The sequence below is a fragment of the Martelella mediterranea genome, assembly GCF_021021415.1.
Lineage (GTDB): Bacteria > Pseudomonadota > Alphaproteobacteria > Rhizobiales > Rhizobiaceae > Martelella > Martelella mediterranea_C.
Window position 1 is genome coordinate 21,299 of record NZ_JAINWJ010000032.1, and the last position, 23,301, is coordinate 44,599.

Below are 23,301 nucleotides of genomic sequence, written 5' to 3' on the forward strand. Positions count from 1 at the left end.
GTAGTGGATCGTTCGGCGTGTCAAAATAAACTGGCGGCTTCCTTGATTGATCGGTCAATCAATATAACATATGCTAAGTCATGTAAACGGCGGGTTGCCCAGAAATTCGCCAGACAGCGCCAGTGAGCATTTTTTCAGCGGGTTCAGCCAATGCCTAAGATCGGAATGGAAGCCATACGTCGCGAAGCGCTTGTACGTGCGGCTATCACCGAAGTCGGCGAGGTCGGCATGGTCGAGGTTACGGTCGCCAAGATCGCCAAGCGGGCGGGCGTTTCGCCTGCGCTCGCGCATCACTATTTCGGCTCCAAAGAAAAGATCCTGTTTGCGGCCATGCGCCGTATCCTTGACGAGTTCGGCAGCTCGGTCAAGGCCCGCTACAAGGATGCGGCCACGCCCAGAGAGCGTCTCGAGGCGATCATCGAGGCCTCGTTCGGGCCGGATCAGTTCGATCCCGCCGTCGTCGCTGCATGGCTCGCCTTTTACGTCCAGGCCCAGCGCAAGGGCGATGCCAGCCGGCTGCTCTCGATCTACGAGGCGCGGCTGCGCTCCAACCTCGTCTATGCCCTGCGCCAGCTTGTGCCCCTCGAAGCCGCCCGGCGGATCGCCACCGGGCTCGGCTCCCTGATCGACGGCTTTTACCTGCGCGCCGCGCTGAAGGATTTCGGCATGAGCCGGAGCGATGCCGTCGCTATGACCCTCGAATATCTCGAACTCACACTCGCCAAGGAGATGTCCTCATGAGTGCGCGACCGAACATTCTCGTTTTGATGGTTGACCAGCTTGCCGGCACGCTGTTTCCCGACGGCCCGGCCGATTTTCTGCACACCCCCAACCTGAAGAAGCTCGCCGCCCGCTCGGCGCGGTTCCAGAATGCCTATACCGGCTCGCCGCTCTGCGCGCCGGCGCGGGCTTCATTCATGGCCGGCCAGCTTCCCCGCCGCACCCGCGTCTATGATAATGCCGCGGAGTTTGCGCCCGATATCCCGACCTATGCCCATCACCTGCGCCGCGCCGGCTACCAGACCGCGCTGTCCGGCAAGATGCATTTCGTTGGACCCGACCAGCTGCACGGTTTCGAGGAGCGGCTGACCACCGATGTCTACCCGGCCGATTACGGCTGGACACCGGATTACCGCAAACCCGGCGAGCGGATCGACTGGTGGTATCACAATATGGGATCGGTCACGGGCGCGGGCATTGGCGAGATCACCAACCAGCTCGAATATGACGACGAGGTCGCCTATGAGGCGGTGCGCAAGATCTACGATCTCGGCCGCCGCAAGGAGGACCGGCCATTCATGCTGACCGTGTCCTTCACCCATCCGCACGACCCCTATGTGGCGCGCAGGAAATACTGGGACCTTTATGAGGATTGCGACCATCTCGATCCCGAGATCGGCACGCTTGATTACGACGCGCAGGACGGCCATTCGAAGCGGATTCTGGACGCCAATGACTGGCACAAGGCCACGATCGACAAGCAGGATATCCGCAATGCGCGGCGCGCCTATTTCGCCAATGTCTCCTATATCGACGACAAGATCGGCGAAATCCTCGAAGCGCTCGACAGCGTCGGTTTCAGCGAGGATACCGCGATCGTGTTCGTCTCCGACCATGGCGACATGCTGGGCGAGCGCGGGCTGTGGTACAAGATGAGCTTCTACGAGGGCTCGGCCCGCGTACCGCTGATGGTGGCAGCCCCCGGCGTCGAACCCGGCCTCGTCAAGACGCCGGCCTCCTCGGTCGACATTACACCGACGCTCGCCGATATCGCCGGCGTTGATCTGGGCGAGATCGAACCCTGGGTCGATGGCGAAAGCCTGTTGCCGATCGCCGCCGGGGCGGCGCGCAAGCTGCCGGTTCGGATGGAATATGCCGCCGAAGCCTCGCAGGCCCCGCTGGTCTCGATCCGCGAGGGTCGGTTCAAATATAACCACTGCGAGCTCGACCCGCCCCAGCTCTTCGACCTTGAGGCCGATCCGCACGAGTTGAACAACCTCGCCGATGATCCGGCCCATGCCGAAACGGCCGCGGATTTCGCCGCGAAGGTGCGGGAATTCTGGGACATGAAGGCCTATGACGACGAGGTGCGTGAAAGCCAGGCACGCCGCCATGTCGTCTATGAGGCGCTCAGGGCCGGGCACTACCGGCCCTGGGATTTCCAGCCGTTCAAGGATGCCTCCGAGCGCTTCATGCGCAATCACATGGATCTCAACATACTCGAGGCCAGCCAGCGCTGGCCGCGAGGGGAGTAAGTTATGCGGGCTCAGCCGAAAGCAAGCCATTTCATCGACGGCGAATACGTGGAAGACCCGGCCGGCAAGGCGTTCGAGAGCGTCTATGCCGCGACCGGCGAGGTGATCGCGAACCTCCACAGCGCAACGCCTGCGATCATCGACAAAGCCATGGAATCCGCCGTCCGTGCGCAGCAGGAATGGACGTCATGGCTCCCGGTCGAGCGGGCCCGGGTGCTGCGCCGCGCGGCCGACATCATTCGCGAGCGAAACGAGGCGCTCTCCGAGCTCGAAACGCTCGACACCGGCAAGGCGATACAGGAAACGCTGGTGGCCGATGCGACTTCCGGTGCGGACAGCCTCGAATGGTTTTCCGCGCAGGCCGCCTCGCTTTCCGGCGAGAGCGTGCCGCTGGGCGATGCCTTCGCCTATACGGTGCGCGAACCGCTTGGCGTGTGCGTCGGCATCGGGGCGTGGAACTATCCGACCCAGATCGCCTGCTGGAAGGCGGCGCCCGCGCTTGCCTGCGGCAATGCCATGGTGTTCAAACCCTCCGAAATGACGCCGCTTTGCGCCCTGAAACTCGCCGAGATCTTTATCGAGGCCGGCGCGCCGAAGGGGCTGTTCAACGTGGTGCAGGGCTTCGGCGATGTCGGGGCGGCGCTTGCCACGCACAAGGATACCGCCAAGGTTTCGCTCACCGGCTCGGTGCCGACCGGCGGCAAGGTCTATGCCGCGGCCGCTTCCGGCATGCGCCACGTGACGATGGAACTCGGCGGCAAGTCGCCGCTGGTGGTGTTCGAGGATGCCGATATCGAAGACGCGATCGGCGGCGCGATGCTCGGCAATTTCTATTCCACCGGCCAGATCTGCTCCAACGGCACCCGCGTGTTCGTGCAGAAATCGATCCTGGACAAATTCCTGTCGCGGCTTGCGGAGCGCACGAAGGCGATCTGCCTCGGCGATCCGCTTGATCCCGACACCCATCTCGGCCCGCTGATCTCCGAAGGTCAACGCGACAAGGTGATGAGCTATATCGAAAAGGGCAAGGCCGAAGGCGCGCGGCTCGTCATCGGCGGCGGCGTTCCTTCGGGCGATGCCTTCGCCAAGGGCAGCTATATAGAGCCGACCGTGTTCGCCGACGTGACCGACGACATGACCATCGCGCGCGAGGAAATTTTCGGCCCGGTGATGAGCGTGCTCGCCTTCGAGACCGAGGACGAGGTGATTGCTCGCGCCAACGGCACGGAATTCGGGCTGGCCGCCGGTCTGTTCACCAAGGACATCTCCCGCGCCCACCGGGTGGCGGGCAGGCTCGCGGCCGGCATCTGCTGGATCAACACCTATAACCTGACCCCCGTCGAAATCCCCTTCGGCGGCGTGAAGCATTCGGGCTTTGGTCGTGAGAACGGCAGGGTGGCGATGGAATTTTATTCGCAGGTGAAGACGGTGCATGTGGCATTGGGCAGGGTGGATAGCCCGTATTGAGTTTGCCCGGGCGGTGCCTCCGCACCAATCAATCTCCCCCCTTGAGGGGGAGATGCCCCGACAGGGGCAGAGTGTGAAGGGTGCTTTTTCACAACAGGCCCTCCTTCTCCTTCGGCGTCATCCTCGGGCTTGACCCGAGGACCCAACCACGTCGGTCGCGAGCGGAGCAGGCGGGTCTTGCCCTGAAATACCCTGGGGGGACAGCCGGTACGCGTCTCGTGTGGAAAGGTGATTAGATCCTCGGGTCAAGCCCGAGGATGACGCAGAGAGGGGGGGAGGGTGCCGGCTAGCGAGGGGCCGGTTAAGGGCCGCAAGCGGCGTCTCATAGAACACTTGCCCACCGCGACAATGAAAGGGTCTAAATTGGCTGAAGCAGATTTTGTCATCGTGGGTTCGGGTTCCGCGGGCGCGGCCATGGCCTATCGTCTGTCGGAGGACGGGAAGTATTCGGTGCTGGTGCTGGAATATGGCGGCACGGATATCGGACCGTTCATCCAGATGCCGGCAGCCCTTTCCTATCCGATGAACATGAAGCGCTATGACTGGGGCTTTGCCTCCGAGCCGGAGCCTAACCTCGGCAACCGGCGGCTCGCCACCCCGCGCGGCAAGGTGATCGGCGGCTCGTCCTCGATCAACGGCATGGTCTATGTGCGCGGCCACGCGATGGACTTCGATCACTGGGCCGAGACCGGCGCTGCCGGCTGGGGCTTTGCCGACGTGCTGCCCTATTTCAAGCGCATGGAAAACTGGCATGACAGCGGCCATGGCGGCGATCCGTCCTGGCGCGGCAATGCCGGCCCGCTGCATGTTACCCGCGGGCCGCGCAAGAACCCGCTGTTTCACGCCTTCGTCGAGGCGGGCCGTCAGGCCGGTTTCGAACTGACCGAGGACTATAACGGCGAGAAGCAGGAAGGCTTCGGACCGATGGAGCAGACGGTGTGGAAGGGGCGGCGCTGGTCGGCGGCGAACGCCTATCTGAAACCGGCGCTGAAGCGCGAAAACCTCGATATCATCCGCTGTTTCGCCCGCAAGGTGATCATCGAGAACGGCCGCGCCGTCGGCGTCGAGATCGAGCGCGGCGGCAGGGTTGAAACGGTCAGGGCGCGCCGCGAGGTGATCCTCGCCGCCTCATCGATCAACACGCCGAAACTGCTGCTTCTGTCCGGCATCGGCCCGGCGGCGGAGCTTGCCGAGCACGATATCCCGGTGGTCGCCGATCGTCCCGGCGTCGGCAAGAACCTGCAGGACCATCTGGAGGTCTATATCCAGCAGGCGAGCACCCAGCCGATCACGCTCTACAAGCACTGGAACCTGTTCGGCAAGGCGCTGGCGGGCGCGCAGTGGCTGTTCTTCAAGAACGGCATCGGCGCCTCGAACCAGTTCGAAAGCGCCGCCTTCCTGCGCTCGGCGGCCGGCGTCGACTATCCGGATATCCAGTATCATTTCCTGCCGATGGCGGTGCGCTATGACGGCAAGGCGGCGGCGGAAGGCCACGGCTTCCAGGCCCATGTCGGGCCGATGCGCTCGCCGTCCCGCGGTGAAATCACGCTGAAGAGCGCTGATCCGGCGGAAGACCCGAAGATCGTGTTCAACTATATGAGCCACGACAAGGACTGGGCCGATTTCCGGCGCTGTGTGCGGCTAACGCGCGAAATCTTCGCGCAACCCGCCTTCGATCCCTATCGCGGCAAGGAAATTCAGCCCGGCGCCGACGTCCAGAGCGACGACGAGATCGACGGTTTCATCCGCGAGCACGCCGAAAGCGCCTACCACCCCTGCGGCACGGCGAAGATGGGGGCCGCAAGCGATCCGATGGCGGTGGTCGATCCCGAATGCCGGGTCATCGGCGTTGAGGGACTGCGGGTTGCCGACAGTTCGATCTTCCCCCGCATCACCAACGGCAATCTCAACGCACCCTCAATCATGGTCGGCGAAAAAGCCAGCGACCACATCCTCGGCCGCCACCCGCTTGCGCCCGAAAACGCCGAGCCGTGGATGAACCCGCGCCGGCAAACGTCGGATCGCTAGGCCAGCACCGCCGCTTACCTACTGATTTTATGGATGATATCCGAACGCTGACGCCCCGGGCGTTCGGCTCGGACCTCTCTGCGCGCCGGTTCCGCCGCGATGCGGCGATTCATCGATCGTGAAAACCCGTTCCGCGAGCGCTTGACGAACGTAATTTCAATATTCTATAGAATATAGAACACGCAACGCGGAGGAGGAGCAAGTCGTGAAAAGCATGATTGGAGGAAAGGGTGCCGCAAGAAGGCGCGTGCTCAAGGGGATGGCCACGTCTCTGGTGCTGGCGGCAATGCCGCTTGCAGCGGCTGATGCGCAGGAGGGCCTCGGCTCGCCGGGTGACCCGGTCGAAATCAAGATCATGGCCAATGAGGCATTCGCCAACACCTGGCAGACCATTCTGGTTCCGGAGTTCAACAAGAAGTTCCCGAATGTCGAGGTCCGGATCGATGGCGTTCCCTATACGGAACTGCTCGCCAAGATGATGCTCGATGCCACCAGTCCCGATCCGGAATATGATATCCTGCTGGCCGACGATCCGTGGGTGCCGCAGCTTGCCTCGATCGGCGCGCTGATGGATCTCAAGGGAGATGAGATCGCCGCGATCACCGACGCGGATTACGACTGGGACGACTTCAATGCCGCGCCGCTTGCCGCCGGCGAATGGCAGGGCGTCCAGTATGCGGTCCCGGTCCGCTCCAACATGCTTTTGATGTTCTACAATCGCTCGCTCTACGACAAGGCGGGTGTGCCCGAGCCGACGCCGGAACTCACCTGGGAGCAATTCTTCGAAAATGCGCCGAAGTTGGTTCAGGATACCGATGGCGACGGCAAGGTCGATGCCTGGGCGATCGATACCTATTTCGTGCGCGATCCGCTGACGCCGACCATCTGGCAGTCGATCCTCAACGCCAATGGCGGCAGCCTGCTCGATGACGATGGCAATCCCGCATTTGCCGACGATGTCGGCGTTGCTTCGCTGGAAACCCACAAGCGCCTGCTCGACTACGCGCCGCCCGGCGGTCTCAGCCACGGCTTCTCGGAATCGCTCCAGGCCTTCCGCCAGGGCGCGGTCGCCAACATGATCACCTGGGGCAGCGTCTACAAGTCGACCGCCGTCGACCCGCAGTCGACGACGCTCACCACCGATGAGGTCGGCATTCAGGTGCTTCCCGTCGGCGATGTCCGCGCCGGCACCCATCGCGGCATCTGGATTGCCGGCATCAGCAGCAAGACGGAACATCCCGAGGCGGCCTGGGCCTTCCTCCAGTGGCTGACCTCGAAGGAGGGCGAAAGCGTCAATGCCGCGCTGGTCGGCTCGTTCCCGGCCCGCAAGTCGACGCTTTCCGGAGAGCCGAGCGAACCATGGCTGGCGCCGGTCTATGCCACGCTGCAGAACGCCTATGAAGTTGCCGAAGAGGGTAAGATGTGGCGCATCCGCAGCCCGAAATCGGACGCCGCCCAGCAGGTGCTCGCCGATGAGGTCGCCCGCGCGCTTGCCGGCCAGGCGTCCGCGCAAGAGGCGCTCGATACCGCCTCCAAGAAGATCTCCAGGGTGCTGAACTAGGCCGTTCAACCAGGCAGACAAGACGGATGCGGGCCTTCCCGCATCCGCCGCCAACCTTCCAGAATTTTACAACAGCTTTTGCCGGCGGAGACGCGGCGCAATCGCGATCGTGTCGATGCTTTCGGCATCGAATGCCTGGGTCGGAGATATCCGCGCCCATACCGACTGAGGACCATGATGCCAACGAAGGCCATAATCAGTGACGTCAAGACGCTGTCCTGCAGCAATTCCTGGCGCAACTACAATTTCCTGAAGATCACCACCGAGGACGGGATCGTCGGCTGGAGCGAGTTCGACGAGTATTTCGGCTCGCCCGGCGTCGGCGCGGCGATCAACCAGATCGCGCCGCGCATGATCGGCAAGAGCGCGATGCATCACGAGCATATCCGCGAGGATTTGCGCAATGTCACGCGGCCCGGCTCCGGCGGCGTCGTCGGCCAGGCGCTGGGGGCGATCGAAAATGCGCTTCTCGACATCAAGGCCAAGACGCTGGACGTGCCCTGCCATGTTCTGCTTGGCGGCAAGGTGCGCGACAGGATCCGGGTCTACTGGTCGCATTGCGTTTCCTATCGCACCCGCACCCAGCACTTCTCGCCCGGCATCACCGATATCGAGGGCGTGAAGCAGATCGCCCGCGAAGTCGGCGAAAAGGGATTCTCGGCACTCAAGACCAATATCTTCCGCTACGACGCCGAGGATAGGATCGAGCCCTGGTCGCCCGGCTTCGGCCGTCCCTACGAGACCGGCCGCAATGTCGAGCGCAAGACGCTTGAGGGCCTTCGCCGTCACCTTGAGGTCATGCGCACCGAGGCCGGTCCCGACATCGACATGCTGCTCGATCTCAATTTCAACGCCAAGACCGACGGCTATCTGAAAATCCTGCGCGAAATCGACGACCTTGACCTGTTCTGGGTCGAACTCGATACGCTCGACCCCGAGGCGCTCGCCTATATCCGCTCGCAGAGCCGGCACCCGATCGCCTCGTGCGAGACCCTGATCGGGCTCCAGCAGTTCCTGCCCTTCTTCCGCGCCCAGGCCGTCGATGTCGCGATCATTGATACGCCCTGGAACGGCGTCTGGCAGTCGATGAAGATCGCCGCCGCAGCGGAAGCCTACGAGACCAATGTCGCCTGCCACAATTTCTACGGCCATCTCTGCACGATGATGAACGCGCATTTCTGCGCGGCGGTGCCGAACCTGACGATCATGGAAACCGATATCGACCGGATCGGCTGGGATGCGGAAATCTTCACCCACCTGCCGGAATTCCAGGATGGCTATCTCATCCTTCCCGACAGGCCGGGCTGGGGCACCGAGCCGATCGAGGCGGCGCTTGCCGACCATCCGCCGGTTCCAGGCGCCGGCATGTGGCAGCGCACCGAAGCCTCGAAGCTTTCGGTATAATGGCGGATGAGGGGAGGCCCGGGCTTCGATCATGAATGAGAAAGTGGATGTCCTGATCATCGGCGCGGGCGCTTCCGGCGCGGCCATGGCCTGGAGCCTGGCCGATACCAGGATGCATATCCTGTGCCTGGATCAGGGAGACTGGCAGAACACCTCCGACTTCCCCAGCAACGGGCGGGACTGGGAAGCGCGCCTGACGGAGGACTTCGCCCTCAGCCCCAACCGTCGGCGGCTCGCCGCCGACTATCCGGTCAATGACGATGATTCGCCGATCAAGATCTCCAATTTCAATGGCGTCGGCGGCGGCACCATCCTCTATGCTGGGCATTATCCCCGGCTCCACCCCTCCGATTTCAGGGTCCGCAGCCTGGACGGCGTCGCCGATGACTGGCCGATCGACTACGAGACGCTGGAACCTTTCTTCGCCCTCAACGACCGGATGATGGGCGTTGCCAGCCTGGCGGGCGATCCGGCCTATCCCGAGAAAGATCAGGTCATGGGGCCGATCCCGCTTGGCCGCACGGGTCAGGTGCTCGGCAAGGCCATGAACGATCTCGGCTGGCACTGGTGGCCGTCGGATGCGGCGATCGCGACGCGCGAATATGAGGGCCGGGCGCCCTGCATCAATCTCGGCCAATGCGGCTCCGGCTGCGCCCAGGGCGCCAAGGGCACGACCGATCTGACCTACTGGCCGGAGGCGCAGCGCGCCCGCGTCGAGATACGGCCGCGCTGTCGCGTCAGCCGGGTCGAAACCGGTCCGGACGGCATGGCGACGGGCGCTCATTATTTCGACGCGGACGGCAAGGAGCAGTTCCAGCCGGCCGAAATCGTGATCCTTGCCTGCAACGGCATCGGCACGCCGCGCCTGTTGCTCAACTCGGCCTCCGGCCGCTTTCCCCATGGTCTCGCCAATTCCAGCGGCCTCGTCGGGCGCAACCTGATGCTCCACCCCTATGCCCAGATACGCGGCCATTTCGACCAGCCGATGGATGGCCATCGCGGCTCGCCGATCTGCATCTGGAGCCATGAGTTCTACGAGACCGAAGCGGCGCGCGGCTTCGTGCGCGGCTATTGCTATCAGTTTTCGCGCGGCATGGGCCCGGTTCGCACCGCGATGACCGGCATGGCGGATGGGCTGCTGCCCTGGGGCGAGGATCATCACGATGCCTTCCGCCGGCTGTTCGGCCACAGCGCCGGCATGCTGGCGATCTGCGAGGATCTGCCAGAGGAGCACAATCGCGTCACGCTCGATCCGGAGCTCAAGGACGCAAACGGCATTCCCGCGCCGAAGATCAGCTACCGGCTGAGCGAGAATTCGCGCCTGATGCTCGACCATTCGGTGGAACGCGGCGTCGAAATCCTGAAGGCCGCCGGCGCGCGCGATATCACCACCCGCGTGCCGCTGCCCTATGCCGGCTGGCATCTGATGGGGACCGCCCGCATGGGCACGGACCCCGAGCGCTCCGTCGTCAATGAATGGGGCCGCAGCCACGATGTGAAGAACCTGTTCATCGTCGACGGCAGTGTTTTCGTCACCTCCGGCGGGGTCAACCCGACCTCGACGATCCAGGCGGTGGCGCTCTATGTCGCCGATCAGATCAAGACCCGCCTCTACGAGCTTTTCGATTGAACCGGCCATGACACAGACGATGACAGACCGGGCGGAACCGCCGCCCTTCGAAGATAACGAAAAGATCTTGTTCGCAATCGTCGGGCACATGATCCCGGCAAGCGCGCGCCACGGCGTGCCCGGCGCCGATGATCCGGCGATCTATGCCGATATCCTACGCTCGGTCGGCCGCGACCGGCAGGCGCTCGCCGAGGCGCTCGCAGCGGTCGAGACGCGCGCCGGAGCAGGCTTCGCGGCGCTTTCGCGCGAGGAGCAGGCCACGATCCTGCGGGAATTCCGCGCCGATGAGCCGGCGCTTGCCGGCGTGATAGAGGCCGTCACTGCGCGTTGCTATTATCGCGATGACCGGGTCATGGCGTCGATCGGCATAGAGGTCCGTCCGCCGTTTCCGGAAGGCTATGCGGTCGAGGAAGGGGACTTGTCGCTGCTTGATCCCGTGCGGGCGCGCGGCCCGATCTGGCGTGCGCCCTGAACGAAGCGCGCCGCGCCGACCGCGAGAAAGGCCCCGACAGATAAGGGGCGGAGAGGACGAGGAAGCATGAGGGAGGAGACCGGGATGACGACAGAGACCGTATCGCGCCGCGATGCCGCAGGCGGCGAGGCAGCGCGCCATGCCCGGCGGCATGCGCTGGCCGACCTTCTGAGCCGCTGGTCGTTCCTGATGCCGAGCATGCTGGTGCTGATCGTCATGCTCGCCTATCCGATCTTCTACACGATCGAGATCAGCTTTTCCTCCTTCGATCTTGCGAGCTTCAGCGCCGATCAATGGGTCGGCTGGGAGAATTACCGCGAGGTGATCGGCGACTACCGGTTCTGGGAATCGCTGAAGGTCACGCTGATCTATCTGGTGATCGCCCTGCCACTGCAGGTCGTGCTCGGCTTCGGCATCGCCTATCTGATCAATGCCGAATGGTGGGGCCGGGGCATATTGCGCGCGCTGTTCATCATTCCCATGGTGGTCGCCCCCGTGGTCGCCGGCGGCATGTGGCGGATGATCCTCGATCCGCTCTGGGGCATCGCCAATTACTGGCTCGGCCTTGTCGGCCTCGGCCCGCTCGACTGGTTCGGCGATGCGCGATTGGCGATGGCCTCGATCATCATCATCGACACATGGCGCTGGACCCCGTTCATCGTGCTGATCGCCACCGCCGCGCTGCTTGCCCTGCCGAAGGATGTGTTCGAGGCCGCCAAGATCGACGGCGCCGGCTGGTGGTCCACGCTCTGGTCCGTCGCCGTGCCGCTTCTGGTGCCGGTGATCGCGGCCACCTTCGTCATCCGCTGGCTCGGCGCGGTGAAGATGTTCGACATCGTGCTGGCCGCCACCTATGGCGGGCCGGGCAAGGCCACCAATGTGATCAACCTGTTCATCTACGAGGAGGCGTTCCGCTCGCTGCGCTTTGCCGAATCCGCGGCAATGGCCGTCATCGTGCTGATCCTGACCATGGTTCTGACCGGCATCTTCCTCCGCGGCAGCCGCAAACTGGAGGAACTGTTTTGAGCGCCCCCGTCCCATCGTCAGCGCCCGCAAGCGCCTTCGGGCACAGGCTGCGGATCGCCGCCGCCATCATCGTCAGCCTGTTCTTCCTGTTTCCGATCTACTGGATGGTGCTGACCTCGTTCAAGCAGCAGGTGGACATCTTCACCAATCCGCCGACCTTCTTCTTCACGCCGACGCTTGCGACCTACACCGAATATATCGCGCGGGCTGATATCGTCCGGCGGCTGATCAACACCGTCATCGTCGCCACCGGCTCCGGGCTGCTGTCGATCGTGGTCGGCACCATGGCGGGTTACGCGCTCGCCCGCATCCGGCTGCGCGGGGCCGGCACGATCGGGCTGCTGATCCTGCTGTCGCGCGGCGTGCCGCCGATCGCGCTGGCGGTGCCGATGTTCCTGGTCGCGCGCAAGTTCGGCCTGACCGACAAGCACATCACCCTGATCCTCGCCTACAGCACCTTCCTGATCCCCTATGTGATGTGGCTGATGCGCAGCTTTTTCCTCTCCCTGCCGAAGGAGCTTGAGGAATCCGCCATGATCGACGGATGCTCGCGCTATGGCGCCTTCTTCAAGATCATCCTGCCGATCTCGCTGCCCGGCCTGCTGTCGACCCTGATCTTCAGCATGATCCTCGCCTGGGAGGAACTGCTGTTCGCGCTCGTGCTCACCAACCGCAACGCCTCGACCATACCGGTGGCGATCGCCGGCATTGCGGGCGACACCGTCAACGGCGCGAACTGGGGCGCGCTCACCGCCGTCGGCACGATCACCGTCGTTCCGGTGGTGATCTTCGCCCTTCTGGTGCAGAAGTGGTTGATCAAGGGCTTGGCGGACGGCGCGACCAAGGGATAATTGCGCCGGAGCCTCAAAACCGGAACTGGACGGAAACCATGGACCACCCCAAGACCTACATGACCAAGGCCGAACATGCCCGGCAGCATATCCAGGAGATGGTGCTTTCCGGAACGGTCGGGCCGGGCGACAGGATCACAACGCGGGAAGTGTCGCTCGCGCTCGGCATCAGCGAGACGCCGATCCGCGAGGCGATCCGCAGCCTCGCCTCCGATGGTTGGCTGGAGGTGCAGAACCATATCGGCGCCGTGGTGCAGGGCCTGCGCGCCGAGCAGATCCGCGAGATCAGCGCCTTGCGCGGTCTGATCTGCGGGCTCGCGGTCGAACTCGGCGCTGGAAACTTCAACGCCGACCGGCTGGCGAAGATCGACGAGAATATCGCGATCTCGGCCACGGCGCTGGAAGCCGAGGATTTCGACCTGTTCGGGGCCAAGAACTACGAGTTTCACCTGCTGCTCTGCGACAATCCGGAATCGCCCTGGTGCCGCAGGCTGCTTGAGAACATGCACGGGCTGATGTCGGCGCAGCGCCACGGCATTCCGCCGCAGCCGGGGCGGCTCGCCGATGCCCTGGAGGAGCATAAGGCCATCCGCGACCGGCTGCGCGAGGGCGATTTCACCGCTGCGTCCGCGCTGGTGAATCAGCACGAAAAGAACACCGGCGATTTCCTGATCGACCTGATCGAGGCCGCGCCGGCCAAGGGTGTGAACCGACGGTCGGAAGGCCGCCGCGCGTCCGCGCCATAAATCAGCCGTGCCGGAAGGGGCGGTAAAGGGAGGAGTTTTGGAATGGGTACGGTTCAAATCCGCAATGTGCGCAAATCCTACGGTGCCGTCGAGGTGCTGCACGGCGTCTCGATCGATATCGAGGATGGCGAATTCGTCGCGCTGGTCGGTCCCTCCGGGTGCGGAAAATCGACCCTGCTCAGAATGATCGCCGGCCTTGAAGGCATTACCGGCGGCGACATCGTGATCGGCGACCGCGTGGTCAACCATGTCGCGCCGAAGGATCGCGACATCGCCATGGTATTCCAGAACTACGCGCTCTATCCGCACAAGAATGTCCGCGACAATATGGGCTTCGCGCTGAAACAGCGGCGTGTGCCGAAAGCGGAGATCGAGCGGCGCGTCGGCGATGCCGCGCGCATTCTCGGGCTTGAGCCCCTGCTGGACCGCAAGCCGCGGCAATTGTCCGGCGGCCAGCGCCAGCGCGTCGCCATGGGCCGCGCCATCGTGCGCGATCCCAATGTCTTCCTGTTCGACGAGCCGCTCTCCAATCTCGATGCCAAGCTCCGCGTGCAGATGCGCTCCGAGATCAAGGAGCTGCATCAGCGGCTGAAGACCACGACCATTTACGTGACCCACGACCAGATCGAGGCGATGACGCTTGCCGATCGGGTCGTCGTTCTGAACGGCGGCGTGATCGAGCAGGAAGGCCCGCCGCTCGAACTCTATGACAAGCCGGCCAGCCTGTTCGTCGCGGCCTTCATCGGCTCGCCGCCGATGAACTTCCTGCAGGGCGATATCGTCGCCAGGAACGGGTTGAAGCTTGCCGACGGGCGGATATTGCCGCTGCCCGCCGCCGATCCGAAGGCCCGGCAGCGCGTCACCGTCGGCGTCCGGCCCGAGCATTTCGTGCTTGCCGAAAGCGGCTGGCCGGCGATCGTCACGATTGTCGAGCCGACGGGTTCGGAAACCCAGATCACGGCCCGGCTTGCCGACGAGGTGATCCGCATCCTGGTGCGCGGACGCACGGATGCGGAGCCGGGCGATACGATCCATCTTCAGGTCGCGCCGGATGCGATACATTTCTTCGACGCCGCCCCGGTGCCGGAACTGGCGCTGGAAGATCCGGTTTGACCGCACGAAAAGAAAGGGAGCGAGATCCATGCTTGAACTCAGCAATTTCTATATCGACGGTCGCTGGACGCCAGTGACTTCGACAGCAAGCCACACGCTGGTGGACGCCACCACCGAACAGCCCTTCGGCACGATCGCGCTTGCCGGAACAGACGAGGTTGATGCCGCGGTGATGGCCGCCAAACGCGCCTTGCCGGCATGGGCGGAGAGCGATCCCGAAGCCCGGATCGCGCTCGTCAGGCGCATCCACGACATCTATGCCGGCCGCGTCGAAGAGATGGCGCGCGTCATCTCTCAGGAAATGGGTGCGCCGATCGAGCTTGCCCGCACCCGACAGGCGGCGGCCGGCCTGCGCCACATGACCAGTTTTCTCACCGCCATGGAGCATTTCGATTTCGTAAGGCCGCTCGGGCCGCATGCGCCGGACGATCGCATCCTGATGCAGCCGATCGGCGTCGTCGGCCTGATCACGCCGTGGAACTGGCCGATGAGCCAGGTCGCGCTGAAGGTCATACCGGCGCTTCTTGCCGGCTGCACCATGGTGCTGAAGCCGTCGGAGCTCGCGCCGCTGTCATCCAACCTGCTGGCCGAGATCATTCACGAGGCGGGCGCGCCCGCCGGCGTCTTCAATCTCGTTCAGGGCGACGGCGCGACCGCCGGCGCGCGGCTCGTCGAACATCCCGATGTCGCCATGATTAGCTTTACCGGGTCGACGCGCGCAGGAGCCAGCATCATGCGCGGCGCAGCCGACAGTTTCAAACGCGTCGCGCTGGAACTGGGCGGCAAGGGCGCCAACCTCATCTTCGCCGATGCCGATGAGGATGCCGTCGCGCGCGGCGTCCGGCAATGCTTCATCAACAGCGGCCAGAACTGCAACGCCCCGACCCGTATGCTGGTCGAGCGTTCGGTCTACGAGACCGCCGTGGACAAGGCGCGCGCGGCGGCCAACGCCATCGCGGTCGGCCCCTCATCGGCAGAGGGGAAGCATATGGGACCGGTGATCTCAAAGGGACAGTTCGACAAGATCCAGGACCTGATCGAGACCGGCATTCGCGAGGGCGCGCGGCTGGTGGCGGGCGGGACCGGCCTGCCGGCCGGCTTTAACCGCGGCTATTTCGTCCAGCCGACGGTGTTCACCGATGTCGACAACGAAATGACCATCGCGCGCGAGGAGATTTTCGGCCCCGTTCTCAGCATCATTCCCTTTTCCGATGAGGACGAGGCGGTGGCGATCGCAAACGACACGCGCTACGGCCTCACCAATTATGTCCAGAGCGGCGATGGCGCGCGGCGCAACCGGCTGGCGCGACGCCTGCGCTCCGGCATGGTCGAGATGAATGGCCAGCCGCGCGGCGCCGGCTCGCCCTTTGGCGGCGTCGGCCATTCGGGCGGCGCGCGCGAGGGCGGCATCTGGGGGCTGGAGGAATACATGACCGTGAAATCGGTCTCGGGCTGGTCGTCGTAGCCGGGCCGACGCTCCTCGGCCACCATCGCCGCCAAGGAGCGTACCCAACAAAAAACCCGGCCTCGCGACCGGGTTTTTCAATTCGGAAAAACCTGCGCGGCTCAGTTGGCCGGCTGCTGCACCTTGGCGCGGGCCTGTTCCTCGGCCATGCGCTTCTGGAACATCTGCGCGAAGTCGATCGGGTCGACCAGCAGCGGCGGGAAGCCGCCATTGCGGGTGGCGTCGGCGACGATCTGGCGGGCGAAGGGGAACAGCAGACGCGGGCATTCGATGAACAGCATCGGCAGCACATGCTCCTTCGGGAAGTCGGCCACGCGGAACACGCCGCCATAGACCAGTTCGCACAGAAACATAGGCTTGTCGTTCGACTTGGCTTCCGCCTTCAGCGACAGCAGCACGTCGTAGGTGTCGTCGCCGAGCGGATTGGCGTTGACATTGACCGAGATATTGATTGCCGGCTGGCCGTCGCGCTTCTGCAGCGAGGCGGGAGCTCCCGGATTTTCAAAGGAAAGATCCTTGATGTACTGGGTGAGAATGCTCAGTGCAGGGCTCGGCTTCTTCTCCGCCGCTCCGTTTTCCTCGGCCATTGCGCGTCCTTTCGAGTAATGTCGTTGTGTGCGAATTAGCATCTCGCCGGCGGGCGTACAACCCTTCGTGCCGGCGGTTCGGGCCGTGAAGGCCTGCATTTCAGCCTATTTGGGCTTGTCGTTGTCGTCGGGCTTGTCCTTGCCCGCCCAGGGCGAGTTCGGATCCGGATCGTGGGAGAAATCATCGGCATCGAGATCGACCACTTTCGGCCCCTCGCGCGGACCTTCGCGGCGGGGTGGCTCGCGCGTCGTGTAGCTGAACCCGGCGGAGCGCTCGGAAACCACCACCATGTTGCGGCTCATCCGCTTCCACACGAAATCGCGAAACGGCGGGACAAACAGCAGGAAACCGCAGATATCGCTGACGAAACCGGGGATCAGCAGCAGGATGCCGGCGAGCACGATCATGCCGCCATGGACGAGGTCGCGGCCCGGATTGCCGCCGTCGCGGACATCCTGGTTGAGCCTCTGCAAAACGCTGAAACCCTGGATGCGCAACAGGATCGCGCCGATCACGGCGGTCAGCATGATCAGGCCGAGCGTCGGAAACAGGCCGATCGCGCGACCGACGATGATGAAGCCCGCGATTTCAATGAACGGGTAGAGAATGATGGCAATAAGAAGCGGCAAGTCGTTTTCCTGTCTGGCTTGTCTTTTCCAGCTTGTTTTTTCTGGCTTTCTTTCCCTTTTCGCGGCCCATGGGAAATGCGCTTGATAATCCGATGTGTTACATTTGAATCATGGCCCTGTGAAGTCTATATGGGGATAGGAAAACAACAAGGAAAGCCGCGGGTACGACGAAATGGGCACAAGCGATCTGATAACCCTCTTCTTCCTGATTGCGGCTGTGGTGATTTTCTTCCAGCTTCGCAACGTTCTCGGCCGCCGCACCGGCAATGAAAAGCCGCGCTACGAGCAGACGCCCGTGCGTTCGCGCGCCGATGCGTCGGAGGCGGCGCGCGGCGAGGGCAAAGTGATCACGCTGCCGGGCGTCGAGAAAGAACAGGAAGCCGCACGCAAGGCCGCGATCGACAGGATCGCGCCAGCGGGAAGCGACGTCAATTCCGGCCTCCAGGCGATTGCCGCGGCCGATCCGCAATTCGATCCCGACGCCTTCCTCAAGGGCGCGCGCTCGGCCTACGAGATGATCGTGATGGCCTTTGCCGAAGGCGATCGCCGCAGCCTCAAGAATCTTTTGTCGAAGGAAGTCTATGATGGCTTCAACGCCGCCATCAGCGAGCGCGAGGCCAAGGGTGAGACCGTCAGGGCGAATTTCGTCGGCATCGAAAAGGCGGAGATTACCGAGGCCGAGGTCGAAAAGACCGAAGCCCGGATCACGCTCCGTATTGTCAGCCAGATGATCTCCGCCACCTATGGCCGGGATGGCGAGGTGGTCGACGGCGACCCCGAGGAAATCGCGGAAATCCGGGATCTCTGGACCTTCGCCCGCGACACCAAGGCGCGCGATCCGAACTGGAAGCTGATCGCCACGGCCTCCGAATAGGCGATTGATCCGGCGGCGCCTGCCGCCTGACGGGAGTTCGACTGATGAGCCGGCGCAAGCTCTCGTCCGAGGAACGCGAATTGTGGAACAAGGTGGCCCGCACGGCGCGGCCGCTTCCCGGCCGCAAGGCGGAAAGGCCCGAGGCGGCCGCCGAGAGTTTCGCGGAAATGATGAGCCCGAAGGCGCCCGCACCCATAAAGGCCGAACCGCCGCGCGCCGGCGTCTCGCCGCTTGCGCTCCGGCAGCCAAAGGAACCGCGCCACCATCCGCTGGAGCGGCCGGTGAAGAGAAAGCTCGCCAGCGGGCGCATCGGCATCGATGCCCGCATCGATCTTCACGGCCTGTTTCAGGACGAGGCCCATGCGCTGCTACTCTCCTTTCTGCGCCGCGCCCATGAGCGCGGCCATCGCCATATCCTGGTGATCACCGGCAAGGGCGCGTCGCTTGGCAGCGATGGCGTGCTGAAGCGCACCGTGCCGCTGTGGTTCTCGCTACCGGATTTTCGGCCGCTGATTTCCTCCTATGAGACCGCCGCCCGCCAGCATGGCGGCGAAGGCGCGCTTTATGTGCGTCTTGCCCGTCGGAAGGGAGGGGCGGCATGACCCCCTTCGGCGATGCCGTGCGCGCATTGCGGGCACAGCGCGGCGTGACGCAAAAGCAGATGGCCGAGGCGATCGGCGTTTCGCCCGCCTATCTATCCGCGCTCGAGCACGGACGGCGCGGCAAGCCGAGCTTCGATTTCCTGCAGCGGGTCGCCGGCTATTTCCACATCATCTGGGACGATGCCGAGGCGTTCTTCGAAATCGCCGATCAGTCCGATCCGCGCGTCGTGATCGACACGATCGGCCTGCCCTCCGCCCACACCGCCTTCGCCAACCATCTGTCGCGCAGTATCGGCCGGCTGGATGAGGATGCAGTGGCGGAACTGGAAGCCGTTCTTCAAAAGCGCCTGAAACGCTGAGGCGTTGCCGGTCTCGATTAACCGAACAGCCCCCTGATCATGTCCTTGTCGTAGGGCTTGGACAGGATGCGGATATCCTCGAGGCCTTCGGGAAGCGTCAGGCTGTCGCCATAGCCGGAGGCGAACACGAAGGGCACGCCATCCCGTTGCAGCCGGCGCGCCACCTCGAAGCTGGTCTCGTTGCCGAGATTGATGTCGAGAAGGCCGAAGTCGAAGGGGCTGTCACGCCGGTCAAGCATGCCCACCGCGGCTTCCACCGTCGGCGCGATAACGGTCTCCAGACTGCCGAGCCTTTCGAAGATCATCTCGGCATCCAGCGCAATCATCAGATTGTCCTCGACCACTAAAACCGATTTCGGCGGCGTGAAGGCGCTCGGCGCGGAGACCTGTTCAACGGCGGCGGGCGCCGGTTCCGGCTCCTCGGCAACCACATGTTCGGCTGGCAGCCAGAACGCGGCCGTCACGCCTTCCAGACGATAGGAAATATCGGCCCGGCCGGAAAGCTCGAACGGTATGGTGCGCTCAATGATCGTCGAACCGAAGCCCCGGCGTTTTGGCGCTTTCACCGGCGGTCCGCCGATCTCGCGCCAGTCGATCTGGAGACTTTCGTCCGGGCCGAGGCTCCAGTCGACCCTGACCGTGCCGCGCGCCGATGACAGCGCGCCGTATTTGGCGGAGTTGGTCATCATCTCGTGGATCACCAGCGCCATCGCGGTATAGGCTTTCGACGTCAGAAGCACGTTGGGGCCGGTGGTTTCCAGCCGCGTCTTTCTGTCGAGGAGGTAGCTTTCTGCCTCCGCCTCGATCAGTTCCGTCAGCGCGGCCGGGGCCCAGTGGTGGCGCGTGATCTGGTCGTGGGCGCGCGCCAGCGTCTGCACCCGGCCATCGAGCTTGGCGACCAGTTCGCTGGTGGAGATCGCGCCGACGCTGGTCTGCGATATCAGGCCGCGCACCAGGCCCAGAATGTTGCGGACCCGGTGGTTGAGTTCGGCGATCAGCAGTTCCTGCTTCTCATTGGCAAGCTTGCGCTCGCGCCCGGCCTCCTCCGTCAGCCGCAGCACGACTTCCAGCAGCATGATCCGCAATTGCGAGGCGGCGCGGATATCGGCGGCGGACCACGGCGCGCTCTGGCCGCGCACCGTCGTTTGCCAGGTCTCGAAACTCTTGCGCGGCGTCAGCCGGGCGCCGTTCGGGCCGTAGCTCACCGGCTTTTCCGGATTGCCGGCCCAGTTGACCTGCTGCACCAGTTCGGCCCGGAAGAACAGCAGATAGTCGCGCGGCGAGCGCGAGATCGGGATCGACAGCACGCCGGCCGCCTTTTCGACAAGGCGCTCCGCGTCTGGCATGAATGTGCCGATCTCGTGATTGGCGTAGACGGCGTTGCCGGGCAGCGCGTTCAGATGGTCGCAGAGCGCGAGGATATTGGCCGGCTCCGGCGCGTCGCCGCCGGTCACGACCCTCTCCTCCTGCACCACGGCGTAGCCATCGGCCTTGAGAATGTCGGCGAAGGATTCGGCGGAAGAATGCAGCAGTTCCGGCGTGGTGGCGTCTTTCGAAAGCGTGCGGGAAATATGCGTCGTCAGCCGGTGCACCACCTCGTCATTGGCGCGCTCTTCGGCTGAAAGCCGGGTCTGCAGGATCAGAGACAGCATGTGGCCGAACAGCAGCGCGGCGTTTCGAAGGCGCATCGAGGGCACATGGGTCTTGCCGTGGTGGCAGGCGATCAGCCCCCACAGCGCGCCGTTGACGATCACCGAGATCGACATCGAGGCGCCGACATTCATGTTGCGCAGATATTCGAGATGGATGGTCGACACGCTTCTGAGCCGGCTTCCCGAAAGGTCCAGCACCTCGCCGTCAAGGGCAAGGATCGGCGCGCCCTCGTCGGCGACCGAGGCGATCAGCCGGATCGGGTTTTCGACATAGAGCGCGCGCGCCTGTTTGGGAATGTCGGTGGCCGGATAACGCAGGTTCAGGAATGGTTCGAGATCGTGCCTTTTGGCTTCCGCCACCACTTCGCCGGTATCATCCGCGCCGAACTTGTAGAGCATCACCCGGTCGAAACCGGTGATCAGCTTCACGAAACGGACGGTGTGGCTGTAAACTGCGGCGAAGGACGGAAGCTCGGCCATGCGGTCGATGGCGTTGCGCACATTGGCCATGTCGGTGGCAGCACCCTCCACCGGGGTGGCGGGCTCGAACTCGATGATGATGGTGTCCTCGAACCGGTGCACCGAGGCGTCGAACCGGCTCTCGGAACCGGCGATGCTGAGGTCATAGATCACCTCGACGCCGCGATGCGGGTTGAGGAATTGCAGGCGGTTGCGGATGGTGTGGATCGTCTCCGCCGGCAACAGCGCCTCTGCCTGCCGGCCAAGCAACGGCGCTGCCGCGACGGCGAGAAAATTGCCGATGTTTTCGGAGACATGCGAGATCGTCCAGTCGGGCGCGACGGCGACCAGAAAGCCGAATTCCTGCACGCGGCCGAGAAGATGGATCGGCTCGCGATCGCAATTGGTCAGATCGACCCGGTCGTTCATTGCGCCTGTTCTCCTTCAAGATGGCAAACGGCCTCCAGATAGGCATCGAAAAGCGCCCTGGCTGACGTTACGGCCGTTGCGACGGCGCTTTGGTTGGCGGGTTGGGCGGCAAGCCAGGCCCGAAAAGACGTCCAGTGATTCTCGCCCTCGCCATGGCGCAGGAAGGCGACGGGATAGGACGCGCCGGCCTTCGCCAACTGGCCAAGCAGATAACGCGCGCCAAGCCGCGAGCCTTCCAGCACATAGGCCAGACCCGCGACCGAGCTGCTGTTGCCCGCAACGCAAGCGCCTGCCGGCATTGAAAGCGCGAGCGCCTCAAGATCGCGGGCGAGCGCCGCCGTGCGCAGCCTGTCGCCGGGAAGCGTCGCATAGAGCGGCTGGGCGGCAAGCCAGCGCTCGGCTTGAGGCAGCACGCGGGCATGCATCAGCAGGAAACGCTGATAGCCTTCGGGCGAGGCGAACGGGGTGCGGCTGACCGCGCGATCGAGGCGCTGATGCAGGTCGCTGGTATTGTTTCGCAGTTCGGCAAGCAGTTCCATTCGCCACTTTAGAAGAATTTAATATACGGGAAACGTGACCTTTAGACGAATAATGCGGGCCGCGCCAGACGTTTGCGATTATGAGGGAGACAGGCAGGGGCGGGCTTTAAACCAGATTAAAACGGGTCGCTATTGGCGGGTTTTCAGGGCCGGCTCTATTCGCCCGTAAGCGCCCTGGCGGCCTGACGCAGGGCCTCGCGGAAGGCCCTGACGGAGGCCATGGTTTCGTGTTCGGCGAGCGTAAGGAAGCCGACCTGAATCTGCGGCAGCGTGCAACCGGGAATATCGAGCGCAACGACCTCGCCGCCGGCGAGCCGGCTTTCGAGCATGAAACGGGGCGTGAGCGTCAGCACCTGCATTTCATGGGTCAGCGTGAGCAGCGAACCAGGGCCGGCGTTGAGCTCCAGCATCGGCTGTGGAAGGATCACGCCGTGGTTGCGCAGTTCCGTTTCGAGCTCGACGCGATTATTGCTCTCTTCGGGCGGCAGCAACCACGGCCACGCTGCCAGTTCGGCGATGTCGATATCGGTTCGTCCCGCCAGCGGATGGTTCTTCGAACAGGCAATCACAAGATCGGAGCGCGTCAGTGGGTCGTGGCGCAACACCGGCACCACCTTTTTCGGGATATGGTTCCAGTCGATCCTCCCGACATAGCAGTCGAGCCGGCCGTCCCAGAGCTCGCGCAACACATCGCCGACGACGCCGACCGATATGCGGTAGCGGACGGCGCTCCTTTCGGCATCGAGAATTTTGAGCGCCGCAGGCAGGAGGTTGAAGTTCAGCGCCGGATTGGCGCCGATCCTGACGATCGGCGAGGGGCTGGTCTTCAGTTCGGCCATGAGATGGTCGAGGGAGGAGAGGCCCGAACGGGCTCGTTCCAGGGCGACGCGACCGGCAGGCGTCAGCTCGACGCCGCGCACCGACCGCGCCACCAGCTCGACGCCGAAGGCATATTCCAGATCCTTCACCATTTGCGAAACGGCGGGCTGGGTCCGGTTGAGGACCTGACCGACGGCGCGCAGGGAGCGATGCTCGTCGATCAGTTCGAGGAGGCGCAGATGCCTGAAACGCAGGCCATCGAGTCGGTGTGATGCACTAGCCATAAGCACAACTTATCATATTGAAGAAAGTTTCTACTATTTCTTTTGGCTA

General features: G+C 63.8%; 21 protein-coding genes. 16 read left to right on the forward strand and 5 right to left on the reverse strand.

Annotation, left to right across the window (positions count from 1 at the left end):
* Positions 1-150 precede the first annotated feature (150 nt).
* The 13 genes from betI to K7H91_RS17500 all read left to right on the forward strand — a co-directional run bounded on the left by betI (position 151) and on the right by K7H91_RS17500 (position 16,018).
* Entirely contained in the window at positions 151-741 is a 591-nt protein-coding gene (gene betI / locus K7H91_RS17440) for a transcriptional regulator BetI (RefSeq protein ID WP_230721505.1), read from the forward strand.
* Positions 738-2,255 (forward strand): choline-sulfatase, encoded by a 1,518-nt coding sequence (gene betC / locus K7H91_RS17445; RefSeq protein ID WP_230721506.1) that lies wholly within the window; start codon positions 738-740, stop codon positions 2,253-2,255. The genes betI and betC overlap by 4 nt, the downstream gene beginning before the upstream one ends.
* A gap of 3 nt (positions 2,256-2,258) precedes the next feature.
* Positions 2,259-3,722 (forward strand): betaine-aldehyde dehydrogenase, encoded by a 1,464-nt coding sequence (betB, locus tag K7H91_RS17450; protein ID WP_230721507.1) that lies wholly within the window; start codon positions 2,259-2,261, stop codon positions 3,720-3,722.
* 348 nt (positions 3,723-4,070) lie between these two features.
* Positions 4,071-5,750 carry a choline dehydrogenase gene (gene betA, locus K7H91_RS17455; RefSeq protein WP_230721508.1) on the forward strand — a complete coding sequence of 560 codons (1,680 nt, stop codon included), beginning with the start codon at positions 4,071-4,073 and terminating at the stop codon, positions 5,748-5,750.
* A gap of 214 nt (positions 5,751-5,964) precedes the next feature.
* On the forward strand, positions 5,965-7,311 hold the full coding sequence (locus tag K7H91_RS17460) for an ABC transporter substrate-binding protein (protein WP_230721555.1): 1,347 nt from the start codon (positions 5,965-5,967) through the stop codon (positions 7,309-7,311).
* A gap of 177 nt (positions 7,312-7,488) precedes the next feature.
* Positions 7,489-8,715 (forward strand): mandelate racemase/muconate lactonizing enzyme family protein, encoded by a 1,227-nt coding sequence (locus K7H91_RS17465; RefSeq protein ID WP_419197493.1) that lies wholly within the window; start codon positions 7,489-7,491, stop codon positions 8,713-8,715.
* Positions 8,716-8,746: 31 nt separating this feature from the next.
* Positions 8,747-10,345: a GMC family oxidoreductase gene (locus tag K7H91_RS17470; RefSeq protein ID WP_230721510.1), complete on the forward strand. Its 1,599-nt coding sequence runs from the start codon at positions 8,747-8,749 to the stop codon at positions 10,343-10,345.
* A gap of 7 nt (positions 10,346-10,352) precedes the next feature.
* Positions 10,353-10,817 carry a hypothetical protein gene (locus tag K7H91_RS17475; protein WP_230721511.1) on the forward strand — a complete coding sequence of 155 codons (465 nt, stop codon included), beginning with the start codon at positions 10,353-10,355 and terminating at the stop codon, positions 10,815-10,817.
* A gap of 84 nt (positions 10,818-10,901) precedes the next feature.
* On the forward strand, positions 10,902-11,843 hold the full coding sequence (locus K7H91_RS17480; protein WP_230721512.1) for a carbohydrate ABC transporter permease: 942 nt from the start codon (positions 10,902-10,904) through the stop codon (positions 11,841-11,843).
* Positions 11,840-12,694: a carbohydrate ABC transporter permease gene (locus K7H91_RS17485; protein WP_230721513.1), complete on the forward strand. Its 855-nt coding sequence runs from the start codon at positions 11,840-11,842 to the stop codon at positions 12,692-12,694. Before K7H91_RS17480 ends, K7H91_RS17485 begins: the two co-directional genes overlap by 4 nt.
* A gap of 38 nt (positions 12,695-12,732) precedes the next feature.
* Entirely contained in the window at positions 12,733-13,440 is a 708-nt protein-coding gene (locus K7H91_RS17490; RefSeq protein ID WP_230721514.1) for a GntR family transcriptional regulator, read from the forward strand.
* Between the two features lie 42 nt (positions 13,441-13,482).
* Positions 13,483-14,553, forward strand: a complete 1,071-nt coding sequence (locus tag K7H91_RS17495; RefSeq protein ID WP_230721515.1) for an ABC transporter ATP-binding protein — start codon at positions 13,483-13,485, stop codon at positions 14,551-14,553.
* A 28-nt stretch (positions 14,554-14,581) separates the two neighbouring features.
* Positions 14,582-16,018, forward strand: coding sequence for an aldehyde dehydrogenase family protein (locus tag K7H91_RS17500; RefSeq protein WP_230721516.1), 1,437 nt, complete (start codon positions 14,582-14,584; stop codon positions 16,016-16,018).
* A 101-nt stretch (positions 16,019-16,119) separates the two neighbouring features.
* Here K7H91_RS17500 and secB read toward each other — a convergent pair whose 3' ends face one another.
* Both secB and K7H91_RS17510 read right to left on the reverse strand, forming a co-directional pair.
* Positions 16,120-16,605: a protein-export chaperone SecB gene (gene secB, locus K7H91_RS17505; protein WP_230721517.1), complete on the reverse strand. Its 486-nt coding sequence runs from the start codon at positions 16,603-16,605 to the stop codon at positions 16,120-16,122.
* A 105-nt stretch (positions 16,606-16,710) separates the two neighbouring features.
* Entirely contained in the window at positions 16,711-17,235 is a 525-nt protein-coding gene (locus K7H91_RS17510) for an FxsA family protein (protein WP_230721518.1), read from the reverse strand.
* A 172-nt stretch (positions 17,236-17,407) separates the two neighbouring features.
* On the opposite strand from K7H91_RS17510, the gene K7H91_RS17515 reads away from it, so the two are divergent.
* Genes K7H91_RS17515 through K7H91_RS17525 form a run of 3 tightly spaced genes read left to right on the forward strand, consistent with a single transcriptional unit; the run spans position 17,408 to position 19,070 of the window.
* Complete coding sequence (locus tag K7H91_RS17515) at positions 17,408-18,109, forward strand: Tim44/TimA family putative adaptor protein (protein ID WP_230721519.1); 702 nt, start codon at positions 17,408-17,410, stop codon at positions 18,107-18,109.
* Between the two features lie 44 nt (positions 18,110-18,153).
* Positions 18,154-18,711: a Smr/MutS family protein gene (locus tag K7H91_RS17520; protein WP_230721520.1), complete on the forward strand. Its 558-nt coding sequence runs from the start codon at positions 18,154-18,156 to the stop codon at positions 18,709-18,711.
* Entirely contained in the window at positions 18,708-19,070 is a 363-nt protein-coding gene (locus tag K7H91_RS17525; protein WP_230721521.1) for a helix-turn-helix domain-containing protein, read from the forward strand. The genes K7H91_RS17520 and K7H91_RS17525 overlap by 4 nt, the downstream gene beginning before the upstream one ends.
* Before the next feature lie 17 nt (positions 19,071-19,087).
* Here K7H91_RS17525 and K7H91_RS17530 read toward each other — a convergent pair whose 3' ends face one another.
* The 3 genes from K7H91_RS17530 to K7H91_RS17540 form a co-directional block, all read right to left on the reverse strand.
* Positions 19,088-21,610, reverse strand: a complete 2,523-nt coding sequence (locus K7H91_RS17530) for an HWE histidine kinase domain-containing protein (RefSeq protein ID WP_230721522.1) — start codon at positions 21,608-21,610, stop codon at positions 19,088-19,090.
* Positions 21,607-22,149: a biliverdin-producing heme oxygenase gene (locus K7H91_RS17535; protein WP_230721523.1), complete on the reverse strand. Its 543-nt coding sequence runs from the start codon at positions 22,147-22,149 to the stop codon at positions 21,607-21,609. The genes K7H91_RS17530 and K7H91_RS17535 overlap by 4 nt, the downstream gene beginning before the upstream one ends.
* Positions 22,150-22,304: 155 nt before the next feature.
* Positions 22,305-23,252 carry a LysR family transcriptional regulator gene (locus K7H91_RS17540; RefSeq protein ID WP_230721524.1) on the reverse strand — a complete coding sequence of 316 codons (948 nt, stop codon included), beginning with the start codon at positions 23,250-23,252 and terminating at the stop codon, positions 22,305-22,307.
* Between the last annotated feature and the right edge of the window lie 49 nt (positions 23,253-23,301).

Bases quoted from the DNA above. Each gene is read 5' to 3' on its own strand.
- K7H91_RS17480 (WP_230721512.1), top strand. From the start codon at position 10,902: ATGACGACAGAGACCGTATCGCGCCGCGATGCCGCAGGCGGCGAGGCA.
- betC (WP_230721506.1), top strand. From the start codon at position 738: ATGAGTGCGCGACCGAACATTCTCGTTTTGATGGTTGACCAGCTTGCC.
- K7H91_RS17515 (WP_230721519.1), top strand. From the start codon at position 17,408: ATGGGCACAAGCGATCTGATAACCCTCTTCTTCCTGATTGCGGCTGTG.
- K7H91_RS17465 (WP_419197493.1), top strand. From the start codon at position 7,489: ATGCCAACGAAGGCCATAATCAGTGACGTCAAGACGCTGTCCTGCAGC.
- K7H91_RS17475 (WP_230721511.1), top strand. From the start codon at position 10,353: ATGACACAGACGATGACAGACCGGGCGGAACCGCCGCCCTTCGAAGAT.
- K7H91_RS17470 (WP_230721510.1), top strand. From the start codon at position 8,747: ATGAATGAGAAAGTGGATGTCCTGATCATCGGCGCGGGCGCTTCCGGC.
- betB (WP_230721507.1), top strand. From the start codon at position 2,259: ATGCGGGCTCAGCCGAAAGCAAGCCATTTCATCGACGGCGAATACGTG.
- K7H91_RS17535 (WP_230721523.1), bottom strand. From the start codon at position 22,149: ATGGAACTGCTTGCCGAACTGCGAAACAATACCAGCGACCTGCATCAG.
- betA (WP_230721508.1), top strand. From the start codon at position 4,071: ATGAAAGGGTCTAAATTGGCTGAAGCAGATTTTGTCATCGTGGGTTCG.
- K7H91_RS17490 (WP_230721514.1), top strand. From the start codon at position 12,733: ATGGACCACCCCAAGACCTACATGACCAAGGCCGAACATGCCCGGCAG.
- K7H91_RS17460 (WP_230721555.1), top strand. From the start codon at position 5,965: ATGATTGGAGGAAAGGGTGCCGCAAGAAGGCGCGTGCTCAAGGGGATG.
- K7H91_RS17520 (WP_230721520.1), top strand. From the start codon at position 18,154: ATGAGCCGGCGCAAGCTCTCGTCCGAGGAACGCGAATTGTGGAACAAG.
- betI (WP_230721505.1), top strand. From the start codon at position 151: ATGCCTAAGATCGGAATGGAAGCCATACGTCGCGAAGCGCTTGTACGT.
- K7H91_RS17495 (WP_230721515.1), top strand. From the start codon at position 13,483: ATGGGTACGGTTCAAATCCGCAATGTGCGCAAATCCTACGGTGCCGTC.
- K7H91_RS17530 (WP_230721522.1), bottom strand. From the start codon at position 21,610: ATGAACGACCGGGTCGATCTGACCAATTGCGATCGCGAGCCGATCCAT.
- secB (WP_230721517.1), bottom strand. From the start codon at position 16,605: ATGGCCGAGGAAAACGGAGCGGCGGAGAAGAAGCCGAGCCCTGCACTG.
- K7H91_RS17540 (WP_230721524.1), bottom strand. From the start codon at position 23,252: ATGGCTAGTGCATCACACCGACTCGATGGCCTGCGTTTCAGGCATCTG.
- K7H91_RS17525 (WP_230721521.1), top strand. From the start codon at position 18,708: ATGACCCCCTTCGGCGATGCCGTGCGCGCATTGCGGGCACAGCGCGGC.
- K7H91_RS17500 (WP_230721516.1), top strand. From the start codon at position 14,582: ATGCTTGAACTCAGCAATTTCTATATCGACGGTCGCTGGACGCCAGTG.